This is a genomic window from Amazonocrinis nigriterrae CENA67 (assembly GCF_016056305.1).
GTDB classification, from domain to species: Bacteria; Cyanobacteriota; Cyanobacteriia; order Cyanobacteriales; family Nostocaceae; genus Amazonocrinis; species Amazonocrinis nigriterrae.
The window spans coordinates 1-22,744 of record NZ_JAECZC010000038.1; the positions used below are offsets into that span (position 1 = coordinate 1).

Genomic DNA, 22,744 nt, shown 5'->3' on the forward strand with positions numbered 1-22,744 from the left:
CCCATCTCCCCTGCTCCCCTGCTTCCCCCGCTCCCACTCCTTGAGCAAATCAGGGCGGCGATCGCTTGTTTTTTTTATTTGTTGTTCATAACGCCACTTAGCAATGGCAGCATGATTGCCTGAAAGGAGGACATCAGGCACTTTCAAGCCGCGAAAGTTAGCGGGACGAGTGTACTGAGGATAGTCCAGCAATCCCTCTTCAAAACTTTCGGCTGTTAGTGACTCTGTTTTAGCCACCGTTCCTGGTAGCAGGCGCATTACACCGTTGATTAATGCCATAGCTGGAATTTCTCCACCAGTCAGAATAAAATCACCCAAAGATACCTCACGAGTCACTAAATGCAGCACTCTCTCATCCACTCCTTCATAATGTCCGCAGATTACTACTAACTGGTCATAATTGGTTGCTAATTCTCGCAACAGCGGTTGATTGATTGTCTGACCTTGAGGACTCATTAAAATGATTTCTCTTCGTGGCAGAATTGGCAATGATTCCACAGCGCTAAAGATTGGTTCTGGCTTCATCAGCATCCCCACGCCGCCACCGTAGGGTTCATCATCTACCTTGCGGTGTTTATCATTGGTAAAGTCTCTCGGATTGACTAGATTGACTTGGGCAATCTGTTTGGCTAAGGCTTTACCCATCAGTCCAGAACTCAGAACTGAGGTAAAACAGTCAGGAAAAAGTGTAACTATATCAAAACGCACAGTAATTCGTATTCGGGAACACTAATCTTAAATTTGAATGTTTACTAAACACAAGAAGCTAATCTGGGTTAAAACTACAGATAAGTTTAATCAATAGTGTCTAAAACTACCAGAACTATTGATTGATGGTGGGATCAAAAGTTTTCAAAAGTTTTTCTAATTACTTAATTTATGTTTAAATATTGTCACAACTACCATTTAAATATAATTATCCGACCAAGTTAACAACTTCCAGGATGCATCGAGCCAGCCTCAGAATAATGTGTGTAAAGACCTGCTCACCGCCGACCCCAGAGAGAAAACCAAATCCCCCATCTCAGAGGGGAAATGGACACTTTCTACCCTGCACTCAGGCGTACGGTCTAGAATCGAGGGGAACCTCCCCAAGTTCAGAACGCCAAAAGTCGGCGTTTTGGCAACCCTTGGCACAAAAGTGTTCTCTTTTAGCCCTACAAGCACGATTCTGCCAGTCTGGAAAAAGTGGACAGGTGAAAAACAAGGCGCTGGCTTTGAGGAACGGCAATGAACACATGAATACTGAGGCTTCGTGTACTTCAAGCAAGAGGTCTGAGCGGAGGCTAACTTCATTCAGAACTTCAGTGCAGTGTCCTCCAAAAAAAGCAAAGTGCAAAAATCATCGGGCTGCTCAACCTTGTTAAATTCACACGCCATTCGCCACAAGCCGACGGCACTTCCGCGGCTGTCGGCAAAGCCGACGGCAGTTGCTTCAACGGAGGGAACCTCCCCAACGCACTGCCTCCCCAACGGAGTGCCTCGGAAACCCGTTCAAGGCGATGGTTCCTGAAGTTGTTGACAGGAGAAACACAATGCCGCAACTAAAAGCTAAATCGCTGGAAATGAGGACACCCCAAGCAACTAAAACCGCCGTTCTGGTTATCGGAGGCGCAGAAGACAAAGTTCATGGACGCGAAATCCTGAGAACTTTTTTTGGCCGCGCTGGTGCTAGTAAGGCCTATATTACAATTATTCCATCCGCTTCCCGCGAACCCGCTATCATCGGTGGTCGGTATATTCGCATTTTTGAAGAAATGGGTGCTGAGAAGGTTGAAATTTTAGACATTCGCGAACGCGAACAGTGTGAAATACCACAAATCAAAGCATCCCTAGAAGCTTGTAGTGGGGTATTTTTGACGGGAGGAGACCAATTACGTCTCTGTGGCGTGTTGTCAGATACACCAGCAATGGAAATTATCCGACAGCGGGTCAGAGGTGGGCAACTTACCCTAGCAGGAACCAGTGCGGGGGCGGCGGTAATGGGGCATCATATGATTGCTGGTGGTGGAAGTGGTGAGACGCCAAATCGTTCCCTAGTAGATATGGCAACAGGTTTGGGGTTTATCCCCGAAGTGATTGTTGACCAACACTTTCACAACCGCAATCGCATGGGGCGTTTAATTAGTGCGATTGCAGCTCATCCCGACCGCTTAGGTATTGGCATCGATGAAGATACCTGTGCCGTATTTGAACGTGATGGTTGGTTACAAGTCATGGGTAAAGGCAGTGTCACCATTGTTGATCCCACTGAACTGACCCACACCAACGAACCACATGTCGGTGCTAATGAACCCCTAACAGTACATAATTTACGTCTGCATATCCTCAGCTATGGCGATCGCTTCCACCTGTACCAACGGACTGTATTGCCCGCTGTACACCGCATCTCCAGCTGACGGAATAGAGTATCTGAGGTTACACTGACGTTGACCGCAACTTTATTTCCTGCCGTAGAAAAATTAGAGGAATACCATGTAAAAAGAAAAAACTGTTCATTATAAACAGTTTAGCGGTCAATTCCAGTAAGAAACTAGAATTTTGGTTCCGAATCTCCATCTACCTATTCCCATGAGAATCCTCAAGATCCAGACCTTACGCGGCCCAAACTACTGGAGCATTCGACGCCACAAGCTGATCGTTATGCGCCTCGATTTAGAAAACCTTGCCGAGACGCCCTCGAATGAAATCCCTGGCTTTTATGAAGGATTAGTAGAGGCGCTGCCAAGTCTGGAGGGCCACTATTGCTCACCTGGCTGTCGTGGTGGTTTTTTGATGCGAGTGCGAGAAGGTACCATGATGGGCCATGTTGTAGAGCATGTAGCCTTAGAACTCCAGGAATTAGCTGGAATGCATGTCGGCTTTGGGCGCACCCGTGAAACTGCCACACCCGGAGTTTTCCAGGTAGTGATTGAATACCTCAACGAAGAAGCGGGACGCTACGCTGGACGAGCAGCTGTGCGACTTTGCCAGAGTATTGTTGATCGAGGTCGTTACCCCAAGGCAGAACTAGAGCAAGATATCCAAGACCTAAAAGACTTTTGGCGTGATTCTTCTTTAGGCCCATCTACGGAAGCCATCGTCAAAGAAGCCGAAAAACGAGGCATTCCCTGGATGCAACTCAGCGCCCGCTTTTTGATCCAGCTGGGCTACGGCATCAATCAGAAGCGGATGCAGGCGACGATGACCGATAAAACTGGCATTTTGGGAGTGGAACTAGCCTGCGATAAAGAAGCCACTAAACGCATCTTGGCTGCGGCTGGAGTCCCTGTTCCCAGAGGTACAGTGATCAACTTCTTGGACGATTTGGAAGAAGCCATTGAATACGTAGGCGGATACCCCATCGTGATTAAACCGCTAGATGGCAATCACGGACGTGGCATCACCATCGATATCCGCACTTGGGAAGAGGCAGAAGCAGCCTACGAGGCAGCTAGACAAGTTTCTCGCTCAATAATTATTGAGCGGTATTATGTAGGGCGAGACCACAGAGTACTGGTTGTAGATGGCAAAGTGGTGGCAGTAGCAGAACGCGTGCCAGCCCACGTAGTGGGTAATGGCAGATCCAGCATTGCCGAACTGATTGAGGAAACCAACCTCGACCCCAATCGCGGTGAAGGACATGATAACGTCCTCACCAAGATAGAGCTAGACCGCACCAGCTACCAACTCTTAGAAAGGCAAGGCTTCACTCTCAACAGCGTACCACCTAAAGGTACAATTTGTTACTTACGGGCAACGGCCAACTTGAGTACAGGTGGTATTGCTGTAGACCGCACCGACGAAATCCACCCAGAAAATGTTTGGTTGGCACAAAGGGTAGTGAAGATTATCGGTTTGGACATTGCCGGACTAGATATTGTCACTTCAGATATTAGCCGCCCCCTCAGAGAAGTAGATGGCGTAATTGTGGAAGTCAATGCTGCTCCTGGCTTTAGGATGCACGTTGCCCCCAGCGTTGGCATCCCCCGCAACGTTGCCGGCGCAGTGATGGATATGCTGTTCCCCAACGAACAGTCCAGCAGTATTCCCATTTTGAGTGTCACAGGCACAAATGGAAAAACCACAACTACTCGACTGCTAGCACACATTTATAAACAGACTGGTAAAGTAGTGGGTTATACTACTACAGATGGAACTTATATCGGTGAATACTTAGTAGAAGCTGGAGACAACACAGGCCCCCAAAGTGCCCACCTGATTTTGCAAGATCCAACTGTAGAAGTAGCGGTGCTAGAAACGGCTCGCGGTGGTATTCTCCGCTCAGGGCTGGGCTTTGAAAGTGCCAATGTGGGTGTGGTGTTGAATGTCGCCGCCGACCATTTAGGAATAGGTGATATCGATACCATTGAGCAATTGGCTAACCTCAAGAGCGTTGTGGCGGAAGCTGTGACACCTGATGGCTATGCAGTATTGAACGCTGACGATCGCCGCGTCGCAGCTATGGCGGAAAAAACCAAAGCCAACATTGCTTACTTTACCATGAACCCCGATTCGGAATTAGTGCGGAAACACATCCAAAAGGGCGGAGTGGCAGCGGTATATGAAAATGGGTATCTATCAATTGTCAAAGGCGACTGGACGCACAGAATCGAAAGGGCAGAAAATATCCCCTTGACAATGGGCGGACGTGCGCCGTTTATGATTGCCAACGCGTTAGCAGCTAGTTTGGCAGCTTTCGTGCAAAATGTCACGATTGAGCAAATACGCGCTGGTTTAAAGACGTTCCGTGCTTCTGTTAGCCAAACACCGGGACGGATGAATTTATTTAATTTAGGGAACTACCACGCATTAGTAGATTATGCCCACAACCCAGCCAGTTACGAAGCTGTGGGTGCTTTTGTCCGCAACTGGAATACAGGACAAAAAATTGGTGTAATTGGCGGGCCAGGCGATCGCCGCGACGAAGACTTTGTTACCTTGGGTAAACTCGCAGCGGAAATTTTTGACTACATCATTGTCAAAGAAGACGATGATACAAGGGGACGCCCACGGGGTTCAGCCTCAGATTTAATGACTAAAGGCATTACCCAAGTCAAACCAGATAGCCGCTACGAGGTAATTCTGGACGAAACCCAAGCCATTAACAAAGGTTTGGATATGGCTCCTAATAACGGTTTGGTGGTCATTTTACCAGAAAGCGTTAGTCGGGCTATCAAATTAATTAAGTTGCGAGGTTTAGTCAAAGAGGAAATTCAACAAAATCCTTCCACGACTGTGGTCGATCTGCAAAATGGGGTGGCATCTTCTGTTATTAATACGTTGCTTTAGTCAAGAGTCAAGAGTCAATAGTCAATAGTTAAAACACTGTTGACTGTTGACTGTTAACTGTTTTTCTCTTCTTCTTCGGTGGTGTCTTCAGTTGAATTTTTCAGTTCGTCTTTAAAACCCCGCAGAGTTTTACCCAGTGCGTTTCCCAGTTCAGGGATTTTTTTGGGGCCAAAAATTAAAATAGCGACTATAGCAATTATTCCTACTTCCGGCCATCCTAGTCCAAACATATCTGGCTCCTAAATTATACTTATATTCACTATAAACAAGTAGATAGCTATTCTCGCGTAATCGGTATACCTAACCAATCGCTCAATTCCTGAGCTAGCCATTCCAGTTCCGCTTCAGATTCAATAGCACCAGTTGTACCACCAAGTTGATACTTATACACTCCTGAGTAAATATCTAATTGTGCTGGGACGTTTATTCTAGAACCTTCTGAGTCTTGGGTAAAATGTTTTGAAATGTAAACTAGTTTAGTAATACTTTGTCTCGGTGATGGACGGGGGCGAGGATATTTCAATCCCAGTAACTTGTGGGTTAAGACAATTTCTTCCTGATTCAGGTCTAAGCGGATGTATCCAAATAAAGAGAAGAAAATACCATATATCATAAATAAGCCAATACCTGAAAACAGAAGTGAGAACATAAGACTAAAAATTTGACCAGAAAAAAGGAGAATTAGACTGCTAATTGTCCAAGGTAGGGTTAATGAATTCCAGGTGATCGCAAATAAAAGTGTAGAGATCGTAGATGGCTTAAAGCCAACAGGTGGAACAATAATTTCTAGAGAATCCCAATTCTTAGTAAGCTTAATTTTACTACCGACTGGTTTACCCAAAGTTAGGGCAGTGGTAAGAAACCGCAAATTTTTTAAAGCATTGAGTGCTTCACTTGCAGAATTACAACGCCGTTCTAAACTTGGTTCAGTCATCCATTTAAGCCAATTGATAAAACTAGGACTTAACTTAGTCAAATGCTCAAACTGAATGCGAAAATCTTTTTGAGGTAAATCAGCTGGATGAGTTCCTGTTACCAAATAAATCAAGGTTGCACCTAAACTATACAGGTCAGATGCTACAATGGTGTGCCCACCAAATTGCTCAGGTGGCATATAGCCGTAGGTTCCTACCACAGTCCGAGTCCCATTTTCAGCGGCGAGGACAGTTTGCACCGAACCAAAATCTACCAAGTAAACTTGACCGACACTATTGCCAGAACGCTCACCCAATAAAATATTGCTAGGCTTAAGATCACGGTGAATTACAGGCGGATTTAAGCCGTGCAAATAAATGAGAATTTCTAAAACTGCTGTGGCTATCTCTTTAACTTCTACTTCTGTAAAAGTCCGCCCAGATTGTAAGTATTGTTCTAAAGTTTTTGCTGGAATATAACTCTGTACTAGGGCAAATCCTTTAATAGTAGATGAATTTACCTCGAAGTAATCTAAATAACGGGGGATAGCGTTATGGGACAAAGATTTTAAAGTTTCGGCTTCCCGTTCAAATAGCTTGAGATCATCCCATTCAAAGCCACTTGTAAAGCTGAGTAATTTGATTACCACTAGTTCTTGCGTTTGCAAGTCACGGGCTAATAGTGTCTGTCGCCCAGCTTTTTTTCCCAACTTCTGCTGAACTTCGTAGCGTGAAGCAAAGATGTCTCTGTCAGGCGACTCACCCATTATTTTATTGCTCATGGAAAGTAATTATTTTCGTGATATTTTTTACTTTCAATGGGAGATATCTCTAAATTTGGCTAGAACTACTCCTTAGTGATATCTATCCCTAACCAATGCTTCAACTCGTGAGCTAGCCATTCCAGTTCCGCTTCAGATGTAATAGCACCAGTTGTACCAAGTTGATATTTTTTTACCCCTGCCCAAATCTCTAATTTTGCTGGCACTTCGTCGCGATCGCCATCAGAATCTTTAGTAAAATATTTCGGAGTGTAAACTATTTTGGTAATATTTTCTCTCAGTGATGGTCGGGGGCGATGAAATTTCAAGCCAAATAATTCATAGGTTAAAGCAATTTGCTCAGTAGTGAGACGTAAGCGGGTGCGTGCAAACCAAGGCAAAATAATACCATTGAGCATAAACAAGCCAGCACCCCAAAAGGGAAGTGAGAACAAAGCAAAGGGGATGTTGATTGGAAAAGGTGCTGAAAGTGCGCCAATAGTCCAAAATAGGATAAAAGAATTCCAGGCGATCGCAAACAAACCAGTAAGAATTATTGATGGATCAAAGCCACCAGGTGGAATAATTATTTCTAAAGAATCAGAATTTTTAGTAAGTTGAATTTTACTACCAGCAGGTTTACCAATAATTAAAACAGTAGTACTGTGAAGCGAATTATTTAAAGCTGTTAGTGCTTCAGTTGCAGAACTCAAGCGTTTTTCTAAACTCGGTTCAGTCATCCACTTGAGCCAATTTGTCAAGCTAGGACTTAAATTAGTCAAATGCTCAAACTGAATGCGAAAATCCTTTTGAGGTAAATCGGCTGGATGGATACCAGTTACTAAGTAAATTAACGTTGCACCTAAACTATAAAGATCAGAAGCTACAACGGTGCGTCCACCAAATTGTTCTTGTGGCATGTAGCCATAAGTACCCACTACAGTTCTGGTTCCGCCTTCTGTAGCTAATACAGTTTGCACCGAACCAAAATCTACCAAGTAAACTTGACCGATACTATTGCCAGAACGCTCGCCCAATAAAATATTGCTAGGCTTAAGATCACGGTGGATTACAGGCGGATGCAGTTGATGTAGGTAAATTAAAATTTCTAAAACTGCTTTAGCTAACTGTTTGACTTCAGCTTCTGTGAAAATTCTCCCACTTTGTAAGTATTGCTCTAGAGTTTGAGCTGGGATATAACTCTGTACAAGGGCAAATCCTTTGATAGTTGGGAAATTTACTTCAAAATAGTCTAAATAGCTTGGAATAGAGAGATGTGACAAAGATTTTAATGTTTGTGCTTCCCGCTCAAACAGCTTGAGATCATCCCATTCAAAATCACTACCGAAAGAAAGTAATTTGATAACAACTAATTCACCAGTGACTTGATCCCGTGCTAACAGAGTCCGCCGCCCTGCTTTTTTTCCCAACAGCTGTTGGATTTCGTAGCGATCGCCCAATATTTCCCCAATCATTATGATCGCTGATAAAGCTACTTTAAAAGGTTTTGAGAGCTTGTCAAATTGAGCAAGCTGATATTTCTTAGTATAATTGTGTATTCTATGCCCTCCCAACTTTGGCCTTACATTAGCCCTGGTATTCCCGATGAATTCTTCGAGCATTTGCCAGGTATTCCTTTTAGCCAGCGAGAAGTGCGACTACTGTTGATTTCTCAATTACGGCTAAAACCTGATTCCGTGTTGTGGGACATTGGTGCGGGGACAGGTACAATTCCTGTAGAGGTGGGATTACTGTGCCCCAAGGCAAAGATTATTGCTGTAGAACGGGATGAAGAAGTCGCCAACCTGATCAAACGTAACTGCGATCGCTTTGAGGTAAATAATGTAGAAGTCATTGAAGGTAATGCTCCAGAGTGTTTGCATGACCTCCAAGTTTCGCCTGATCGTGTTTGTATTGAAGGAGGACGCCCCATTCAAGATATCCTACAAGCTGTGTGGCATTATTTACCATCGTCAGGACGAGTTGTCGCCACAGCTGCTAATCTAGAAGGTTTGTACGCTATTTCTCAGAGCTTTTCTCAATTGCGGGCTATAAATATTGAAGTTGTCCAGTCTGCGGTTAACCGTCTAGAGACACGTGGTTTTTCTCAAACCTTTGCCGCAGTTGATCCCATTTTTATCCTTAGTGGTGAGAAACTAGACTAAATGGGGACTGGGAACTGGGGACTAGGGACTAGGGACTAGGGACTAGGGACTGGGGCCAAGAAAGAATTTAGTTCATCAAACAGCGTTTTTCTTCGTAATACCCAATCCCCAATACCCAATCCCCAATACCCAATCCCCAATACCCAATACCCAATCCCAAATATTGCTATGCCTTGGTCTCGGATTATTAGTGGAATTGTTGCGATCGCTCTTGCTTTGGTTGCTGTGCTTTTAGGTGGTTGGTATTTTACGATCGCGATCGCGGTTGTCGTTTTTTTGGGTCATCAGGAATATTTTAATTTGGTGCGAGCCAGAGGCATAGTTCCCGCTGCTAAAACCACCATGTTTGTCAGCCAAATTTTACTCGTTATTTGTACAGTTGATGGCAGTTTGGCTGATGCTGTCATGCCAATAGCAGGTACATTTATTTGTTTTTACTTGCTGTTTCAGCCCAAAATGGCAACAATCGCGGATATTTCTGCTTCCATTATGGGGCTGTTTTATGTGGGTTACTTGGCAAGTTATTGGGTACGGTTACGCGCCCTTGGTAGTGCGGCCGTCAGTAATCTTCCTTTGGGTGGTTACTGGCCTCCAGTTTGGGGAGATATTCTCCAGCACAAAAATTTCGCTGCTTTACCTCAAGGGTTGACCGTGACAATGCTGACTTTCTTATGTATTTGGGCAGCTGACATTGGTGCTTACATCTTTGGTAAATTCTTTGGTAAAACCCCACTATCTAACATCAGCCCCAAAAAAACTGTTGAAGGTGCTGTTTTTGGTATCGTTGCTAGCGTTGTTGTCGCCTTAGCAGGAGCTTATTATCTTCACTTTCCTAGATTTCTCTTCACTGGTATAGCCTTGGGTCTGCTAATTGGTATTGCCAGTCTTTTGGGCGACCTTACCGAATCTATGCTTAAACGCGATGCTGGAGTTAAAGATTCTGGACAGTTGATCCCCGGTCATGGTGGTATCTTAGATCGTACTGATAGTTATATTTTCACTGCTCCCTTGGTTTACTATTTCGTGACACTTTTGTTGCCGCTGTTAGTAGATAAGTAACTAAGGGAGATGAGGAGATGGGGGATAGAGGAGATAAGAATAGTTCCCACCTCCTGCCTCCTATTAAGAATAAGTATTTTTTATCTCTAATTTTTAATTTTTAATTATTAGGGATTTACATTAATTTGTCCTCGGCACTCCAGTTTACCAGGGATCAAGGTGAGTTCTTCAATATCTATATCTGAGCCTAAATGTAGATTGTAACTATCATTACCTTCTAAGAGTGGTATTGCGTTTTCAATAACTTGGATTTGCGATAGTTGCAACTCTTGACTATTGTGTAATTCTAAGCACAAATAAATATCTAATTGCTGAGCTTCTATTGTTGGTGTAAGCATACCACTAATGATTACTTGATTTTTGTCAAGGGTGATTTTTTGCCAAGAAATAGGCTTGGATTTTGCGCTATGTTCTGGTAAAAGTTTAAGCAGAACATCATTTAAAGCAGTCGATAATAGTTCAGAGGAAAGGGAATTATTGAGATCCTTTTCCTCCACAGAGAGATCGCCGAACACAGAAACTGTTTCTAACAGTCGTAGCGGTTGACCTTTAAGTACTGAGCCTATATTGATTTGAATATTTTCCGCTACAAGCTGAATTCGTGTAATATGGAGGCCTTGATAGACGGCATGACTGGCAAAGACAGATACCCAAGGAATACAACCAGAGAGAATTTGGCGATCGCTTGCCCTAATCTCCACTTCTAACTGCGATATTTGGCTGACTTGCGATCTCAACCACAGCTTAAGTGCTTGTGTAAGCACATTTGTAATTACTCTAATCTTCTTTGAACTTTTTGGTAAATTATCTTCTGGCATTTAACCACTCTTGTGATGGATATTTGCTCAGTAAGCTACTGCTCTGAAGCAAGCTTTAAATGTAACATTTATGGCGACTTCACACAAAATACAAATATGATGAATATATAAATTTCAATAAATCATTTCAATAAACTAGCAGTAATTTCCACATGGAGACACGGTTACAAAAAGTTATTGCTCAATGGGGTATAGCCTCACGGCGTGAAGCTGAAGAAATGATTCGGCGATCGCGGGTGCGGATAAATGGGGTTTTAGCAAATTTAGGTCAAAAAGTTGACCCCCAAAGAGATACTATTACTGTGGATGGTAAGCCAGTGTCTCCTCAACACCGCCCGCCCTTAATATATCTGTTGCTGCACAAACCTGCTGGAGTAGTTTCCACTTGCTACGACCCTCAGGGAAGAAAAACAGTCTTGGATTTACTACCAAAAGAATTACGTGAGGGTACAGGTATTCACCCAGTTGGTCGTTTAGATGCAGAGTCTACAGGAGCATTAATATTAACTAATGATGGGGATCTGACATTTGGGTTAACCCATCCACGTCACAATATTCCTAAAAGTTATCTTGTTTTAGTCAAAGGACATCCTTCTGAAGTAGCCCTAGAAATGTGGCGTCAGGGTGTAATTTTAGAAGGCAGAAAAACCCTTCCTGCGAAGGTGGACTTAATAGAAAGTTTTGCTGTAAATAGCCGTTTAGAAATAGTTTTGCAGGAGGGACGAAATCGCCAGATACGCCGTGTAGCGGAACAGTTAGGATACCCAGTCATCAAACTACATCGGACTGCTATTGGCCCAATTCAATTACAAATGTCAAAAACGCGTTTTCTAAGTAAAGGTAGCTATCGTTTATTGAAAGAAGATGAAATCCGCTTTTTGCAAAAGCAGATAAAGCAAATACCTATTGAAGATTTAGGTGAGGGAAGGAGAGTACAAAAAGCATGAAATGGCTAAAAAGAAAGGATAGTGAGCAGCCAAAAGTTTCAATAGAACAACTAAGAGAGGAAAAGTTGTCCGAATTGGGCGCTCAACTTTCCGCTGCGCGTCAAGAAAGAGGTTTGTCTTTAGATGAAATGGTACTTTTGACTAAAATTCCTCGGCGATTGTTACAGGCGATTGAAGAAGGGAATTTAAATGAATTGCCAGAACCAATCTATATTCAAGGTTTAATTAGGCAATTTGCCGACGCGTTGGGCTTTAATGGAGTGGAATTAGCGAGCAATTTTCCCGTTGCTTCTGGGTCAGCAATCTCTCAACCTGCTGGAAAAATTAGGTTCATGAGTCAATTGCGTCCTCTTCATCTTTACTTACTCTATATATTCGTGATTGTATGTTCTGTCAGCAGCTTGTCTCAATTGCTGAATAATGCTGATCTGAAAGCAAATAACAATGCAAGTAAGCCAGAGCAACAGACATCTTTAAAAACAGAACCAAATCAAAGTCAGTCTTCAGCAAAAGCCCAACCTATTAGCGACACTTTCAGCAGTACCAAAGACAATCAGTCATTACAGATTAGTGTCACCTTGAAAGCTTCATCCTGGATTCGCGTAGTAGCTGATGGCAAAACTGCGTTTGAGGGCGTTCTTCCAGAGGGAACACATCGGATTTGGAAAGCTCAAGAGCAGTTAACAGTGAAAACTGATAATGCTGGTGGTGTAATGATGAGTGTTAATCAAGAAAAAGCCAAGCAAATGGGAGAACCTGGGAAAGTAGAAGAAGTTAAGATTGCTGCCAAGCCGCAGCCTGGAGGGAATTAGGGGGATGAGGGAGATGAGGGGGATGAGGAAGAATTTTCTCCCTTATCTTCCCCTGCTCCCTTGCTCCCCTGCGCCCCCTGCTCCTTAAACTCCGCGAGGAGCGCGTCCATAGAGTTTCGTCAGTACTTTCAGGCGATCGCTCAATTCGTCTGTTATACTATGCGACTGATAGCGCCACGCCCAGTTCCCCTCAGCAACACTAGGAAAGTTCATTCTGGCATCGGTTCCTAAACCCAAAATATCTTGTAGAGGAATAATCGCTTGATTAGCTATGGAACTCAAAGCCAAACGAATTAAATCCCAGTGAATGCCATCAGGACTGATGGAACCCAAATAAAGCAATAAGTTATGCTTTTCGTAGTCATTAGCTGTATTAAACCAGCCTACAGTCGTGTCATTATCATGGGTTCCAGTATAAACTACTGCATTTCTTGGGTAATTAAAGGGTAAAAACGGATTACCGGGATCAGAACCAAAAGCAAACTGCAAAACTTTCATACCAGGAAATTCATACTTGTCTCGCAGCGCTTCCACCTCTGGGGTAATTACTCCCAAGTCTTCTGCTAAAACGGGTAGCTTACCTAATTTCTGTTTAATCGTATCAAACAATTCTTCTCCAGGCGCTTTAATCCATTCTCCATTGATAGCAGTTGTTTCTCCTTGTTTGACAGCCCAAAAAGCTTCAAATCCCCGGAAGTGGTCAATACGAATAATATCGACATAATCCAGCATCGCCTCAAAGCGCTCTATCCACCATTTAAAATCTTGTTTTTGCAATTCCTCCCAGTTGTAAACTGGGTTGCCCCACAGTTGACCAGTAGCGCTAAAGTAATCTGGTGGAACTCCCGCCATGAGTGCAGCTTCTCCCGTCTCCTCATCCAAGCAAAAGCTTTCAGGATGTGCCCAGACATCAGCACTATCGTGAGCGACATAGATAGGAATATCGCCGATAATCTCGATACCGCGCATGTTGGCATAGCTTTTCAGGTTTGACCACTGGCGGAAAAATTCATATTGAATGAATTTGTAATAAAAAATCTCTGCTGTCAGTTGTTGCTCGGCCCTAGCTAACGCTTCTAGTTCGCGCCTGGCGAGTTGTGGCTCCCAAGTATGCCAGCTAGCACCATTTAGAGAATCTTTGAGCGCCATAAATAAAGCGTAATTATCCAACCAATAGGCTTTACTATCGCAAAAACCTGCAAATTCTTTTTGCTGGATGGAAGATGCTTTAGTTTTAAAGTTTTCGCAAGCTTTTTTTAGTAGCCCAATTTTAATTGGTGCAGCCTGCTCGAAATGTACTTTGTCTGCCTCAAATGCTGGTAAATTAGCAAAGTCTTCCTCTGTTAACAAACCTTCATCTAGTAGTTTTTCTGGGCTAATTAGCAGAGGATTTCCAGCCATTGCTGAGTAGGACATATACGGAGAATTGCCGTATCCAGTGGGGCCTAGAGGTAAAACTTGCCAATATTGTTGATAACTCTTTTCGAGAAAATCAATAAATTTATAGGCTTCTAGTCCTAAATCTCCAATGCCAAATCGACTGGGAAAAGAGGTAGGATGCAGCAAAACGCCGCTGGATCTGGGAAAAGGCATATTTATGTTGAATTGTAGGAGGAATCGATTGTCTTGACGACACGCAGTAGCGTAGACACGAAGTGGCTTTTCGTAGACATCGCATCGAATTTATCACGGAACAGTAGCTGTAAGCTAAATCTGGTAAAGTCATGTAATTGTTAGTTGTCAGTTGTTAGTTGTTAGTTGTGCTGATTACGCTATTCACTACTGACCACTGACCACTGACCACTGACCACTGACCATTGACCAATAACCATGACTTACCGAAATCCTGCACCGACGGTTGATATCATCATTGAGTTAGTGGATCGCCCACATCGACCAATAGTGTTAATTGAGAGGTATAATCCACCTTTGGGTTGGGCAATTCCCGGTGGTTTTGTAGATTATGGAGAACCAGTAGAAGTCGCAGCACGCCGGGAAGCTGAGGAAGAAACGGGTTTAAAGGTGGAGTTAATTGAACAGTTCTTGGTATATTCTGATCCCTGTCGTGACCTGCGTCAGCACACTATTAGTATTGTATTCTTGGCTACAGCTACGGGAGAACCAAAGGCAGGGGATGATGCCAAGGGTGTAGGTATTTTTGAGTCTTGGCAGGTGCCTGGTAATTTATGTTTTGACCACGATCGCATTCTGCGGGATTATTGGCGATATCGGTATTATGGGATACGTCCGAGGTTGGGTTGGGAGTAACGAACCGCCAAGACGCAGAGGACGCAGAGGGAAGAGAAGAGGAGAATATCTGTGACACAGAGTTTTTGTGATTATACTGGGTCAATGGTATTTAATGGTGCATTATGGATGCTGAGGAACTTTTGAAGAAGTACGCCGCTGAAGAACGAAATTTTCAGAACCAGAATCTTAGAGCAGTAAATCTCAAAGCGGCAAATCTTATTGGTATAGACTTAAGAAGTTCAGATTTAACGGGAGCAGAGTTGAATGAGGCTAACCTGAGTAAGGCGTTTCTTCAAAGCACAAACCTCACTAGGGCATCTCTGGCAGGCGCAAATTTAAATGGGTTACAGGATAGCTCTGGTTTAATTTTAACTTGGGCAGATGTGAATGGCGCTGACTTTAGTAAAGCAAACATGCGTAACGCCAACTTGAGTAATGCCAATCTCAATAATGCCAATCTGAGTGGAGCAAACTTAAATAGTGGTAACTTGAGTAATGCCAATCTCAATAATGCCAATCTGAGTGGAGCAAACTTAAGTAGTGCTAATTTAAGTAAAGCTAACCTTGAGAATATTGACCTGAGTGGGGCTGAATTAACTTCTGCAAATCTAACTCAAACTTCTTTAAGTGCAGCAAACTTTGTAAGAGCAAATTTAAAGAGTGCTAATTTAAGTGGATCTGATTTGGTTGGATGTGATTTGAGCCAAGCAGATTTATCTGGAGTGATACTCCAAAATGCCAATTGCCGACTAGCTAAAATGCAGCGTGTTAATCTATCTCAAAATAATTTATCAAATATAAATCTGGCTGAGGCTGATCTGTGTGCAGCGAACCTGACAGGCGTGAATTTGAAAAAAGCTTGTTTACAAGGAGCAAATTTAGAGAAAGCGGATCTCCAACAAGCAAATTTAATGGAGGCAAATCTAAACGGTGCAAATCTGAGAAAGGCAGATTTAACTGGAGCAAATATCTATGGGGCAAGCTTTGAAGATGCAGACCTAACTGGTGCGATAATGCCAGATGGAGAACTGTACAAACCGATCGCTTCTGTTGAACAAATCGGTAAGCAGTCAGCATCGTTGGAGAAAGTAATATCTATGACTCGTCGAGTTATTCGTACTGATCAAGCACCGGCTCCAGTGGGGCCATATAATCAAGCGATCGCGGCTTCTGGTCAATTATTATTCGTGGCTGGACAAATTCCCATTGATCCCCGACTCGGTGATGTCCTTTACACTGATGATGTAGCAAAGCAAACTGAGCAAGTGTTGGCTCATATAGAAGCTATCCTGACAGCAGCTGGCGCAACGTTTGAAAATGTGGTCAAAACCACTGTATTTCTAGCAGACATGAATGATTTCGCCGCTATGAATGCGGTTTATGCTAAATATTTTCCTGAAGCTACAGCCCCAGCGCGTGCATGTGTTCAAGTCTCGCGCTTACCAAAAGATGTCTTAGTAGAGATTGATTGCATAGCAGTCATTAACAGTTAGAAAGAACTTATTTTACTTAGTCCGCGTAGGCGGACTTCGTTTGTATAGCGGCGACTTCTAGTCGCTAGGGCTAGATTGCTCACCAGCTAGCCTTTCATAATGTTCTTTATCTCTATATTTAATAACTCTATAAGGTTGACCCCCAACAATTGCTAACGGCTCAACATTAGTTGTGACAACTGTCCCGGCTGCAATAATTGCTCCGTCTCCAATCACAACACCCGGAATAATTAACACATTTGACCCAATCCAAACATTGCAACCAATGGTAACGGGTTTATGAATATAAACAGCATGTTCATAGGGTAGAGCATTACTTTGATAATCATGATTTGCCGAGAGAATTACAACGTTGAATCCAATTGTTGTATTGTCGCCAATTGTGATCCCACCTCGACCATCTAATAAAACATTTGGGCCGATGTAGACTTTATTGCCAAGAGAAACATTTTGAGGATGATCAATCCGAAGATCTTGTTTAAACCGGACACGCAAACCTACAAATTTTAATTTTTGTTTCAATTCTTGATGCTTGTATTCCCTAATTTTGCCTTGCAAATATTCATCCCACCTGATGATATAAGGAATCAGAGATACTAATATTCGCTCTAACTTATTGGTAATTTTATTCTTAATTTTTTGCATAGATTCTCTCAAAAATTATTATTTAGTATTTGATTTGAGGTTAGCGTAGACACGAAGTGGCTTGTCGAAGACATCACACCCCTAACTTTGGGAATACTAAGTTTAAGTATTCTAAAGGAGTATTAAAAATGGCAGAAAATCAGATCAGTGCTAGCCTCACCCCAGCGAATCGGCAAGCAGTGATGGATGCGATCGCTACTATAAAAGATAAATTACCGTTTTTAATTGATTTAACAACAGAAGAGCGTAGAACTTTACCCAAAATGGGTGACAAGAGTCGAGCATTTGTCAGCAAAGCCTTGGAGGTAGCAACGCAAAACCCTGACTTTTTACCCCGGTCGTTTGATGTGGACGAAATGCGACGGGATATTGAGCTATTTGAGGCTTTGTATCCTGTGTTACTATCTCTAACGCAACTACAAGAACTGGTAGATGATACCTATTTAGCAGTAGGTAGTGAAGCATTTGCAGCAGGGTTAATGGTTTACAATTATGCCAAAGCCAGCGGTAAAGGCACAGGTTTAGAATCTATGGTTGATGATATGGGGCGCAGGTTTGCTCGTAAACCTCGAAAAGCGCAATCACAAGCATCGAAAGTGTAGAAAAATTCTGCACAACTGTAGAAGTTAAAATTTTGAGCTTCTGAGCTTGGATGTTTGAGTCTAAAACTTGACGTTCCGAGTTCAGAAGCTTACACTTTGGAGTTCTGATCTCGGTGTTTCGAGTTCTAATCTCGGTATTCCGAGTTTTGATCTCGGTGTTCCGAGTTTTGATCTCGGTGTTCCGAATTCTATGCTCGACATTCCGAGTTCTGAGCTAGTCGTTCCAAGTTCTGAGCTAGTCGTTTCGAGTTCTGAGCTAGTCGTTTCGAGTTCTGAGCTAGTCGTTCCGAGTTCTGAGGCAAATACTTCTAAAATCAAGGTTATATGCGAAAAAATACTTAAAAATAATTGGAATAAATTCCGAAACACAGCGCGCGTAGTTAGTAGTTATTCTGTAAGGATTAGTACTTCAAGATTAAACTTTGTAATGAACCCACAAAACAAGCCCAAGAGTCTACAAGATATTCTTAAGCAGCGCCAGCAATCAAGTTTTGTGGGTCGTGAAGATCAGGTAAACCAATTCCGCCAAAATTTAGAATTGCCCTTAGAAGACGATCGCCGTCGTTTTTTGTTTAATGTTTGGGGTCAAGGCGGAGTTGGTAAAAGTACGCTGTTACGGCAATTTCGCAAAATTGCTGAAGAAGCAAAAATTGTCACAGCTTACATTGATGAAGCGGAAAAAAGTGTGCCCGAAGTTATGGGTCGTCTAGCTGAGGAGTTGGAACAGCAAGGTCACAAACTGCCGCAGTTTACTGAACGCTACAAAGTTTACTGTCAAAAACGGCAGGAATTAGAAACCGATCCCGATGCTCCTCAAGGGTTTTCGGCTTTTGTTGGCAAAACTGTTGCTAAAACTGGCGTACGTTTGGCGCGTCAAGTTCCCGTTGGTGGTGTTGTATTTGATTTTTTAGACGAAGATGCTGTGGCTATGCAAGCTGGAGAATGGGCATCTTATGTAGCAAAAAAATTAACCAATAAAAATGAGGTTCGCTTAGTTCAAGAACCTGTGGAGGTGTTGACTCCTCTATTTTTGCAAGATATTTCTAAAATTGCTGAGAAGACTACTGTTGGTTTGTTTTTTGATACTTATGAACGCACTGGAGAATTTCTAGATAACTGGCTACAGGAAATTCTACAGAGTCGCTACGGTGCGGTATCTCTCAATATATTGATAACCATTGCCGGTCGGCAAGAATTAGATAAAAACTATTGGGCACCCTACGAAGGATTAATAGTTCGTTTTCCTTTAGAACCATTTACAGATGAAGAAGCCCAACTATATCTAGCTCGTAAAGCAATTACTAACAGTCAGGTTGTGGAAGTGATATTACGCCTTGCTGGAAATTTGCCTCTGCTGGTGGGAATGCTAGCGGATGCTCATCCCAATGACCCAAACCAAGTATTTGAGCCTAGCAGTAGTGCTGTAGAAAGATTTTTAAAATGGGTTGATGATCCCAAGCGGCGACAAGTTGCTCTTGATGCTGCTATTCCTCGCTCTTTGAATCGAGATGTTATAGCCAAATTAAGAGGAGAACAAGAAGCTGATGAGTTATTTACTTGGCTCAAAGAAACATCTTTTGTCAACGAACGTACCGACGGCTGGGCCTATCATGATGTTGTGAAAACCCAAATGTTACGCCACAAGCGCCTTTCATCGCCACAAGGTTGGGCTGACATTCATCGCCAGTTAGCAGACTATTACGACACGCTAGGAAACCAACTGCAATTAGAGGAAGTCAAAGCTTGGCGGGATAAAACTTGGCAAAGCCATAAGCTCAACGTTTTGTATCACCGCTTATGCCAATCACCACAAAAGTACTTACCTGTAGCTCTCAATGAATTCCTTGCTGCTCTCAAAAATCAACGGATTTTTGCCCAATTTTGGGCGCAAACAATGCTTCAGGCTGGTAAAGATGTGGATTCTCGTGAAGTTCAGCGTTGGGGTGAGCAACTAGCCAATTGGTTAAAAGCCTATGAAGATAAACGTTATGAAGCTGCGGCCCAAATGCTGACAACACTGTTGAGCGATACTAGTCTTGAAGCCAAGTGGCGTGCAGTAGCCTTAGATTGGCGCAGTTATATTTACTCTCAATCTAATCAATACTCAAAAGCTTTAGAAGATTTAACCGAGGCAATAAAGTTAGTACCTGAAGAAGTCGAATATTTAACAGTTCGAGGTATGACTTACTGCCAAATGCAGCGCTACCAAGAAGCACTGCTAGACTTTAACCGTGTTATTGAGCTTAACCCAAATTATCAATGGGCGATCGCTAATCGCGGTATTGCTTACCGCTTAATGAAACGCTTTCAAGAAGCACTGCAAGACTTAAACCACGCCATTCAACTTGACCCTAATGACCAATGGGCGCTGGCACACCGAGGTGTCATTTACCGCTTTATGCAGCGTTACCCAGAATCACTGCAAGACTTCAACCGCGCCATTCAACTTGACCCTAATTCTGTATGGGCGATCGCTAGTCGAGCTGATACTTACCGCTGTATGCAACGCTATAATGAGGCACTACAAGACTTTAACCGTGCCATTGAACTTGATGTCAATTTCCAATGGAAACCAGCCACGGGATTTAGGGGTTTTACTTACCAGCGAATGCAGCGCTACCATGAAGCACCGCAAGATTTAGACACCGCCATTGTACTGAACCGAACTTACCAAGATGATTGGTATTTGTACGGGCGTGCTTTAACTTACTTAGCCCTTAATCAACTAGATAAAGCATGGCCTGACTTGGCGCTTGCTATCAAGCTTGCTAAAGAGCATTACCAAAAAGATCCTCAAAACTGGCGTAATATTTTTAACTTAGCTCTTTACTATTTGGCTGCTCAATATCATCAACCAGCAGAGCAGTTATATCGGCATATCTTATCTGAAAGTGCTTCCTTAGATATCCGTATAGCAATCCAAATAGCAATCCAAGACTTGAATGACTTTTTAACTGTGTTTCCTAACCATGTGCAGGCTACATCTATGCAAAAGTTATTGCAGTCTTACCTCACCTGAATATTCCTGAACTTGTAGGATTTTTTGTCTAGCTATTGTGCGATCTCACCTGCTGAGTTCAATTAAAATTGTCCCTTGACTACCTTCTCAATTATATACATACTTCAATAAACATAGTCTGGCGATCGCTTTCATTTATAAGTCTTTTTTGTTATTAATAATACTTATTTCAAAACTACTTAAAAAAGTATCAATTGATTTAAAGTACATCTATTAAAAAATAAAAACAGTTTCACAAATCACATCAGGAGAATCACAATGACAGCTAAAGTAGTTCAGCCAGGTAAAGGTTCCACATATTTGCTGCTGGGTGACTTCTACACCTTTCTAGCTACTGGTAAAGATACAGGCGGAACCTATGGACTAGTGGAAATGGTAATGCAACCGCAAAGCGTTGTACCACCGCACAATCATTACCAAGCCGATGAAGCGCACTATATTATTGAGGGTGAGATTGAGTACCAGCTTGAAGACCAGACAATCATCGCCACATCAGGAATGTACCTCCAGTTTCCTAAAGGTGACAACCACGGTTTTAAAAACATCGGTTCCAAGCCTGCTAAAATCTTAGTTTGGGCTACACCATCAGGCCCAGAGCTATTTTTTGCTGAAGTTGGGCAGCCAGTCAACCTACCATTAACTGAAGAAGAAAAAAGCAGTCTTTTGACTCCTCCCAATCCCGCCGACCTCGAAAAAGCCATTGAAATTGCTACAACGAAGTATGCAGTCAAATTTATTTTATAAGAGGATGTTTGAAAAGTATTATGCGAAACATCAAAGGCATCAAAAATTTAACACCCTTACCGACACAAGAAGGGGAATTTAAAGCCTCTCTCCATTGATGAACAAGAATGCTCTGTACCTATTTAATTACGAATTACGAATTAGTAATTATTTAGTCATCAGTCATCAATTAATCTGTACTTTTGTTCAGCCAATTGACTAAATCTGATTCACTCTCAAAATCTAAAAGCGCCTCAGCCAAATTCTCTAGTTGAGAAGTTTCTAACTGTTGAATACGCCCTATCAATTCCGGCTTTACTGTTCCAATACGCCGAGGAAGTTGACGCAAAATCAAAGCTAAAGCTTCTTCTTGCTTCACTTCCTTTGTGATATCTTCAATTACTTCTTGTTTGAGTTCTTGATAATATCTAGTTTTTTTGAGGTCATCACGGGTAAACATTGAACTTCCAAAAAAACAATAGGGTACTCAGGTTGATTAACAGTCGGTAGAAATAGGCCGTCAATGCGGAAAGCAGTTTGTTTCAATTCTACTGATGAGAATTGATAGGCGCTGGCTTCAGAAGGTTGACGACCAATCAATTCAAATAAGATTCCAGGGAAGGTTTGAAACAGGCGGTAAAAAATGGAATCTGTCTTCATGCTCGTCAAGATGAATATGCCTGTTGGTTTATGTTATTTTGACTTAAAGTATCCAAAGCTGCGATCGCTCTCATTAATCTTGCTGAAATACAGCAATCTCTTGAAAACAAACGCGATCGCTTTCACTTTTCTTAAAGCCGATGGCGGGATTTGAACCCGCGACCGCTCGATTACGAATCGAGTGCTCTACCACTGAGCCACATCGGCACATACGGAAAAAAATTATAGCACAATTAATCCTATGGTAGAACAAAATCCTAAAAATCGTCTTAATCCTGAACAATATGCCCGCCTGAAAGCAGAAATGGCAAGTCCCTATCGTGGCTTGCGACAATTTATTTATTTAGGTTGCGGCGCTTCTGGTTTGATAGGCACTTTTGTCTTCTTTTTCCAAGTTCTTGCGGGAAGAGATATAGAAAACGCTTTACCTAACTTAGCTCTGCAAATAGGAATTGTGGCTCTAATGGTCTTTCTCTGGCGCTGGGAACAAGGCCGCCAAAAATGACCATAAACAAGTACAATTACTTATAACTTCGGAAAGATGTTTTATCTTACTAAATCTTTAACAAACCTTTATATATATTTATCTTCTTCAAAAAAATTAA

General features: G+C 42.6%; 22 protein-coding genes, 1 tRNA gene and 1 pseudogene. 14 read left to right on the forward strand and 10 right to left on the reverse strand.

What is annotated here, in order from left to right; genetic code table 11:
• The coding region (trmD, locus tag I8748_RS18745) for a tRNA (guanosine(37)-N1)-methyltransferase TrmD (RefSeq protein WP_198126083.1) at window positions 1-708 on the reverse strand (708 nt) is incomplete at its 3' end.
• A 262-nt stretch (window positions 709-970) separates the two neighbouring features.
• Between trmD and I8748_RS18750 the strand changes: the two genes are divergently transcribed.
• The 3 genes from I8748_RS18750 to cphA all read left to right on the forward strand — a co-directional run bounded on the left by I8748_RS18750 (window position 971) and on the right by cphA (window position 5,271).
• On the forward strand, window positions 971-1,234 hold the full coding sequence (locus I8748_RS18750) for a hypothetical protein (RefSeq protein ID WP_198126084.1): 264 nt from the start codon (window positions 971-973) through the stop codon (window positions 1,232-1,234).
• Between the two features lie 301 nt (window positions 1,235-1,535).
• Window positions 1,536-2,399, forward strand: coding sequence for a cyanophycinase (locus tag I8748_RS18755; protein ID WP_096558530.1), 864 nt, complete (start codon window positions 1,536-1,538; stop codon window positions 2,397-2,399).
• Between the two features lie 172 nt (window positions 2,400-2,571).
• Window positions 2,572-5,271, forward strand: coding sequence for a cyanophycin synthetase (gene cphA, locus I8748_RS18760; protein ID WP_198126127.1), 2,700 nt, complete (start codon window positions 2,572-2,574; stop codon window positions 5,269-5,271).
• A 53-nt stretch (window positions 5,272-5,324) separates the two neighbouring features.
• Here the strand turns inward: cphA and tatA are convergent, their stop codons facing one another.
• The 3 genes from tatA to I8748_RS18775 form a co-directional block, all read right to left on the reverse strand.
• A complete protein-coding gene (gene tatA / locus I8748_RS18765) occupies window positions 5,325-5,501 on the reverse strand; it encodes a twin-arginine translocase TatA/TatE family subunit (protein ID WP_198126085.1) in 177 nt (58 codons plus the stop codon).
• Window positions 5,502-5,548: 47 nt separating this feature from the next.
• Window positions 5,549-6,952, reverse strand: a complete 1,404-nt coding sequence (locus tag I8748_RS18770) for a serine/threonine protein kinase (protein WP_225896468.1) — start codon at window positions 6,950-6,952, stop codon at window positions 5,549-5,551.
• Window positions 6,953-7,032: 80 nt separating this feature from the next.
• Window positions 7,033-8,421, reverse strand: coding sequence for a serine/threonine protein kinase (locus I8748_RS18775; RefSeq protein ID WP_198126087.1), 1,389 nt, complete (start codon window positions 8,419-8,421; stop codon window positions 7,033-7,035).
• Between the two features lie 87 nt (window positions 8,422-8,508).
• On the opposite strand from I8748_RS18775, the gene cbiT reads away from it, so the two are divergent.
• A complete protein-coding gene (gene cbiT / locus I8748_RS18780) occupies window positions 8,509-9,111 on the forward strand; it encodes a precorrin-6Y C5,15-methyltransferase subunit CbiT (RefSeq protein WP_198126088.1) in 603 nt (200 codons plus the stop codon).
• 168 nt (window positions 9,112-9,279) lie between these two features.
• Window positions 9,280-10,170 carry a phosphatidate cytidylyltransferase gene (locus I8748_RS18785; protein WP_198126089.1) on the forward strand — a complete coding sequence of 297 codons (891 nt, stop codon included), beginning with the start codon at window positions 9,280-9,282 and terminating at the stop codon, window positions 10,168-10,170.
• 107 nt (window positions 10,171-10,277) lie between these two features.
• Here the strand turns inward: I8748_RS18785 and I8748_RS18790 are convergent, their stop codons facing one another.
• A complete protein-coding gene (locus I8748_RS18790; protein ID WP_198126090.1) occupies window positions 10,278-10,988 on the reverse strand; it encodes an LmeA family phospholipid-binding protein in 711 nt (236 codons plus the stop codon).
• Window positions 10,989-11,140: 152 nt separating this feature from the next.
• Here I8748_RS18790 and I8748_RS18795 point away from each other — a divergent pair, with 152 nt between their 5' ends.
• Complete coding sequence (locus tag I8748_RS18795) at window positions 11,141-11,935, forward strand: pseudouridine synthase (protein ID WP_198126091.1); 795 nt, start codon at window positions 11,141-11,143, stop codon at window positions 11,933-11,935.
• Window positions 11,932-12,747 carry a helix-turn-helix domain-containing protein gene (locus I8748_RS18800; protein ID WP_198126092.1) on the forward strand — a complete coding sequence of 272 codons (816 nt, stop codon included), beginning with the start codon at window positions 11,932-11,934 and terminating at the stop codon, window positions 12,745-12,747. The genes I8748_RS18795 and I8748_RS18800 overlap by 4 nt, the downstream gene beginning before the upstream one ends.
• A gap of 84 nt (window positions 12,748-12,831) precedes the next feature.
• Here the strand turns inward: I8748_RS18800 and malQ are convergent, their stop codons facing one another.
• Window positions 12,832-14,340: a 4-alpha-glucanotransferase gene (gene malQ / locus I8748_RS18805; RefSeq protein ID WP_198126093.1), complete on the reverse strand. Its 1,509-nt coding sequence runs from the start codon at window positions 14,338-14,340 to the stop codon at window positions 12,832-12,834.
• Window positions 14,341-14,577: 237 nt separating this feature from the next.
• Here malQ and I8748_RS18810 point away from each other — a divergent pair, with 237 nt between their 5' ends.
• On the forward strand, window positions 14,578-15,015 hold the full coding sequence (locus tag I8748_RS18810) for an NUDIX domain-containing protein (RefSeq protein WP_198126094.1): 438 nt from the start codon (window positions 14,578-14,580) through the stop codon (window positions 15,013-15,015).
• A gap of 104 nt (window positions 15,016-15,119) precedes the next feature.
• Window positions 15,120-16,490 (forward strand): Rid family detoxifying hydrolase, encoded by a 1,371-nt coding sequence (locus tag I8748_RS36080; RefSeq protein ID WP_198126095.1) that lies wholly within the window; start codon window positions 15,120-15,122, stop codon window positions 16,488-16,490.
• Window positions 16,491-16,547: 57 nt separating this feature from the next.
• On the opposite strand, the gene I8748_RS18820 is transcribed toward I8748_RS36080, so the two are convergent.
• Window positions 16,548-17,135, reverse strand: a complete 588-nt coding sequence (locus tag I8748_RS18820; RefSeq protein WP_198126096.1) for an acyltransferase — start codon at window positions 17,133-17,135, stop codon at window positions 16,548-16,550.
• 128 nt (window positions 17,136-17,263) lie between these two features.
• On the opposite strand from I8748_RS18820, the gene I8748_RS18825 reads away from it, so the two are divergent.
• The 3 genes from I8748_RS18825 to I8748_RS18835 all read left to right on the forward strand — a co-directional run bounded on the left by I8748_RS18825 (window position 17,264) and on the right by I8748_RS18835 (window position 21,500).
• On the forward strand, window positions 17,264-17,737 hold the full coding sequence (locus I8748_RS18825; protein ID WP_198126097.1) for a hypothetical protein: 474 nt from the start codon (window positions 17,264-17,266) through the stop codon (window positions 17,735-17,737).
• A gap of 427 nt (window positions 17,738-18,164) precedes the next feature.
• Complete coding sequence (locus I8748_RS18830) at window positions 18,165-20,756, forward strand: tetratricopeptide repeat protein (protein WP_198126098.1); 2,592 nt, start codon at window positions 18,165-18,167, stop codon at window positions 20,754-20,756.
• A 258-nt stretch (window positions 20,757-21,014) separates the two neighbouring features.
• Window positions 21,015-21,500 carry a cupin domain-containing protein gene (locus I8748_RS18835; protein ID WP_198126099.1) on the forward strand — a complete coding sequence of 162 codons (486 nt, stop codon included), beginning with the start codon at window positions 21,015-21,017 and terminating at the stop codon, window positions 21,498-21,500.
• 169 nt (window positions 21,501-21,669) lie between these two features.
• Here I8748_RS18835 and I8748_RS18840 read toward each other — a convergent pair whose 3' ends face one another.
• Complete coding sequence (locus tag I8748_RS18840; protein ID WP_198126100.1) at window positions 21,670-21,939, reverse strand: DUF4351 domain-containing protein; 270 nt, start codon at window positions 21,937-21,939, stop codon at window positions 21,670-21,672.
• Window positions 21,939-22,139: pseudogene (locus I8748_RS18845) on the reverse strand (DUF2887 domain-containing protein); the annotation flags it as partial. The pseudogene I8748_RS18845 and the gene I8748_RS18840, both read right to left, overlap by 1 nt.
• On the opposite strand from I8748_RS18845, the gene I8748_RS18850 reads away from it, so the two are divergent.
• Window positions 22,123-22,293: a hypothetical protein gene (locus tag I8748_RS18850; RefSeq protein WP_198126102.1), complete on the forward strand. Its 171-nt coding sequence runs from the start codon at window positions 22,123-22,125 to the stop codon at window positions 22,291-22,293. The pseudogene I8748_RS18845 and the gene I8748_RS18850 sit on opposite strands and share 17 nt — an antisense overlap.
• Here I8748_RS18850 and I8748_RS18855 read toward each other — a convergent pair.
• Window positions 22,275-22,346 (reverse strand) — tRNA-Thr (locus I8748_RS18855). The two genes, I8748_RS18850 and I8748_RS18855, sit on opposite strands and share 19 nt — an antisense overlap.
• A 34-nt stretch (window positions 22,347-22,380) precedes the next feature.
• On the opposite strand from I8748_RS18855, the gene I8748_RS18860 reads away from it, so the two are divergent.
• Window positions 22,381-22,644 (forward strand): DUF3493 domain-containing protein, encoded by a 264-nt coding sequence (locus I8748_RS18860; RefSeq protein ID WP_198126103.1) that lies wholly within the window; start codon window positions 22,381-22,383, stop codon window positions 22,642-22,644.
• Window positions 22,645-22,744 lie beyond the last annotated feature (100 nt).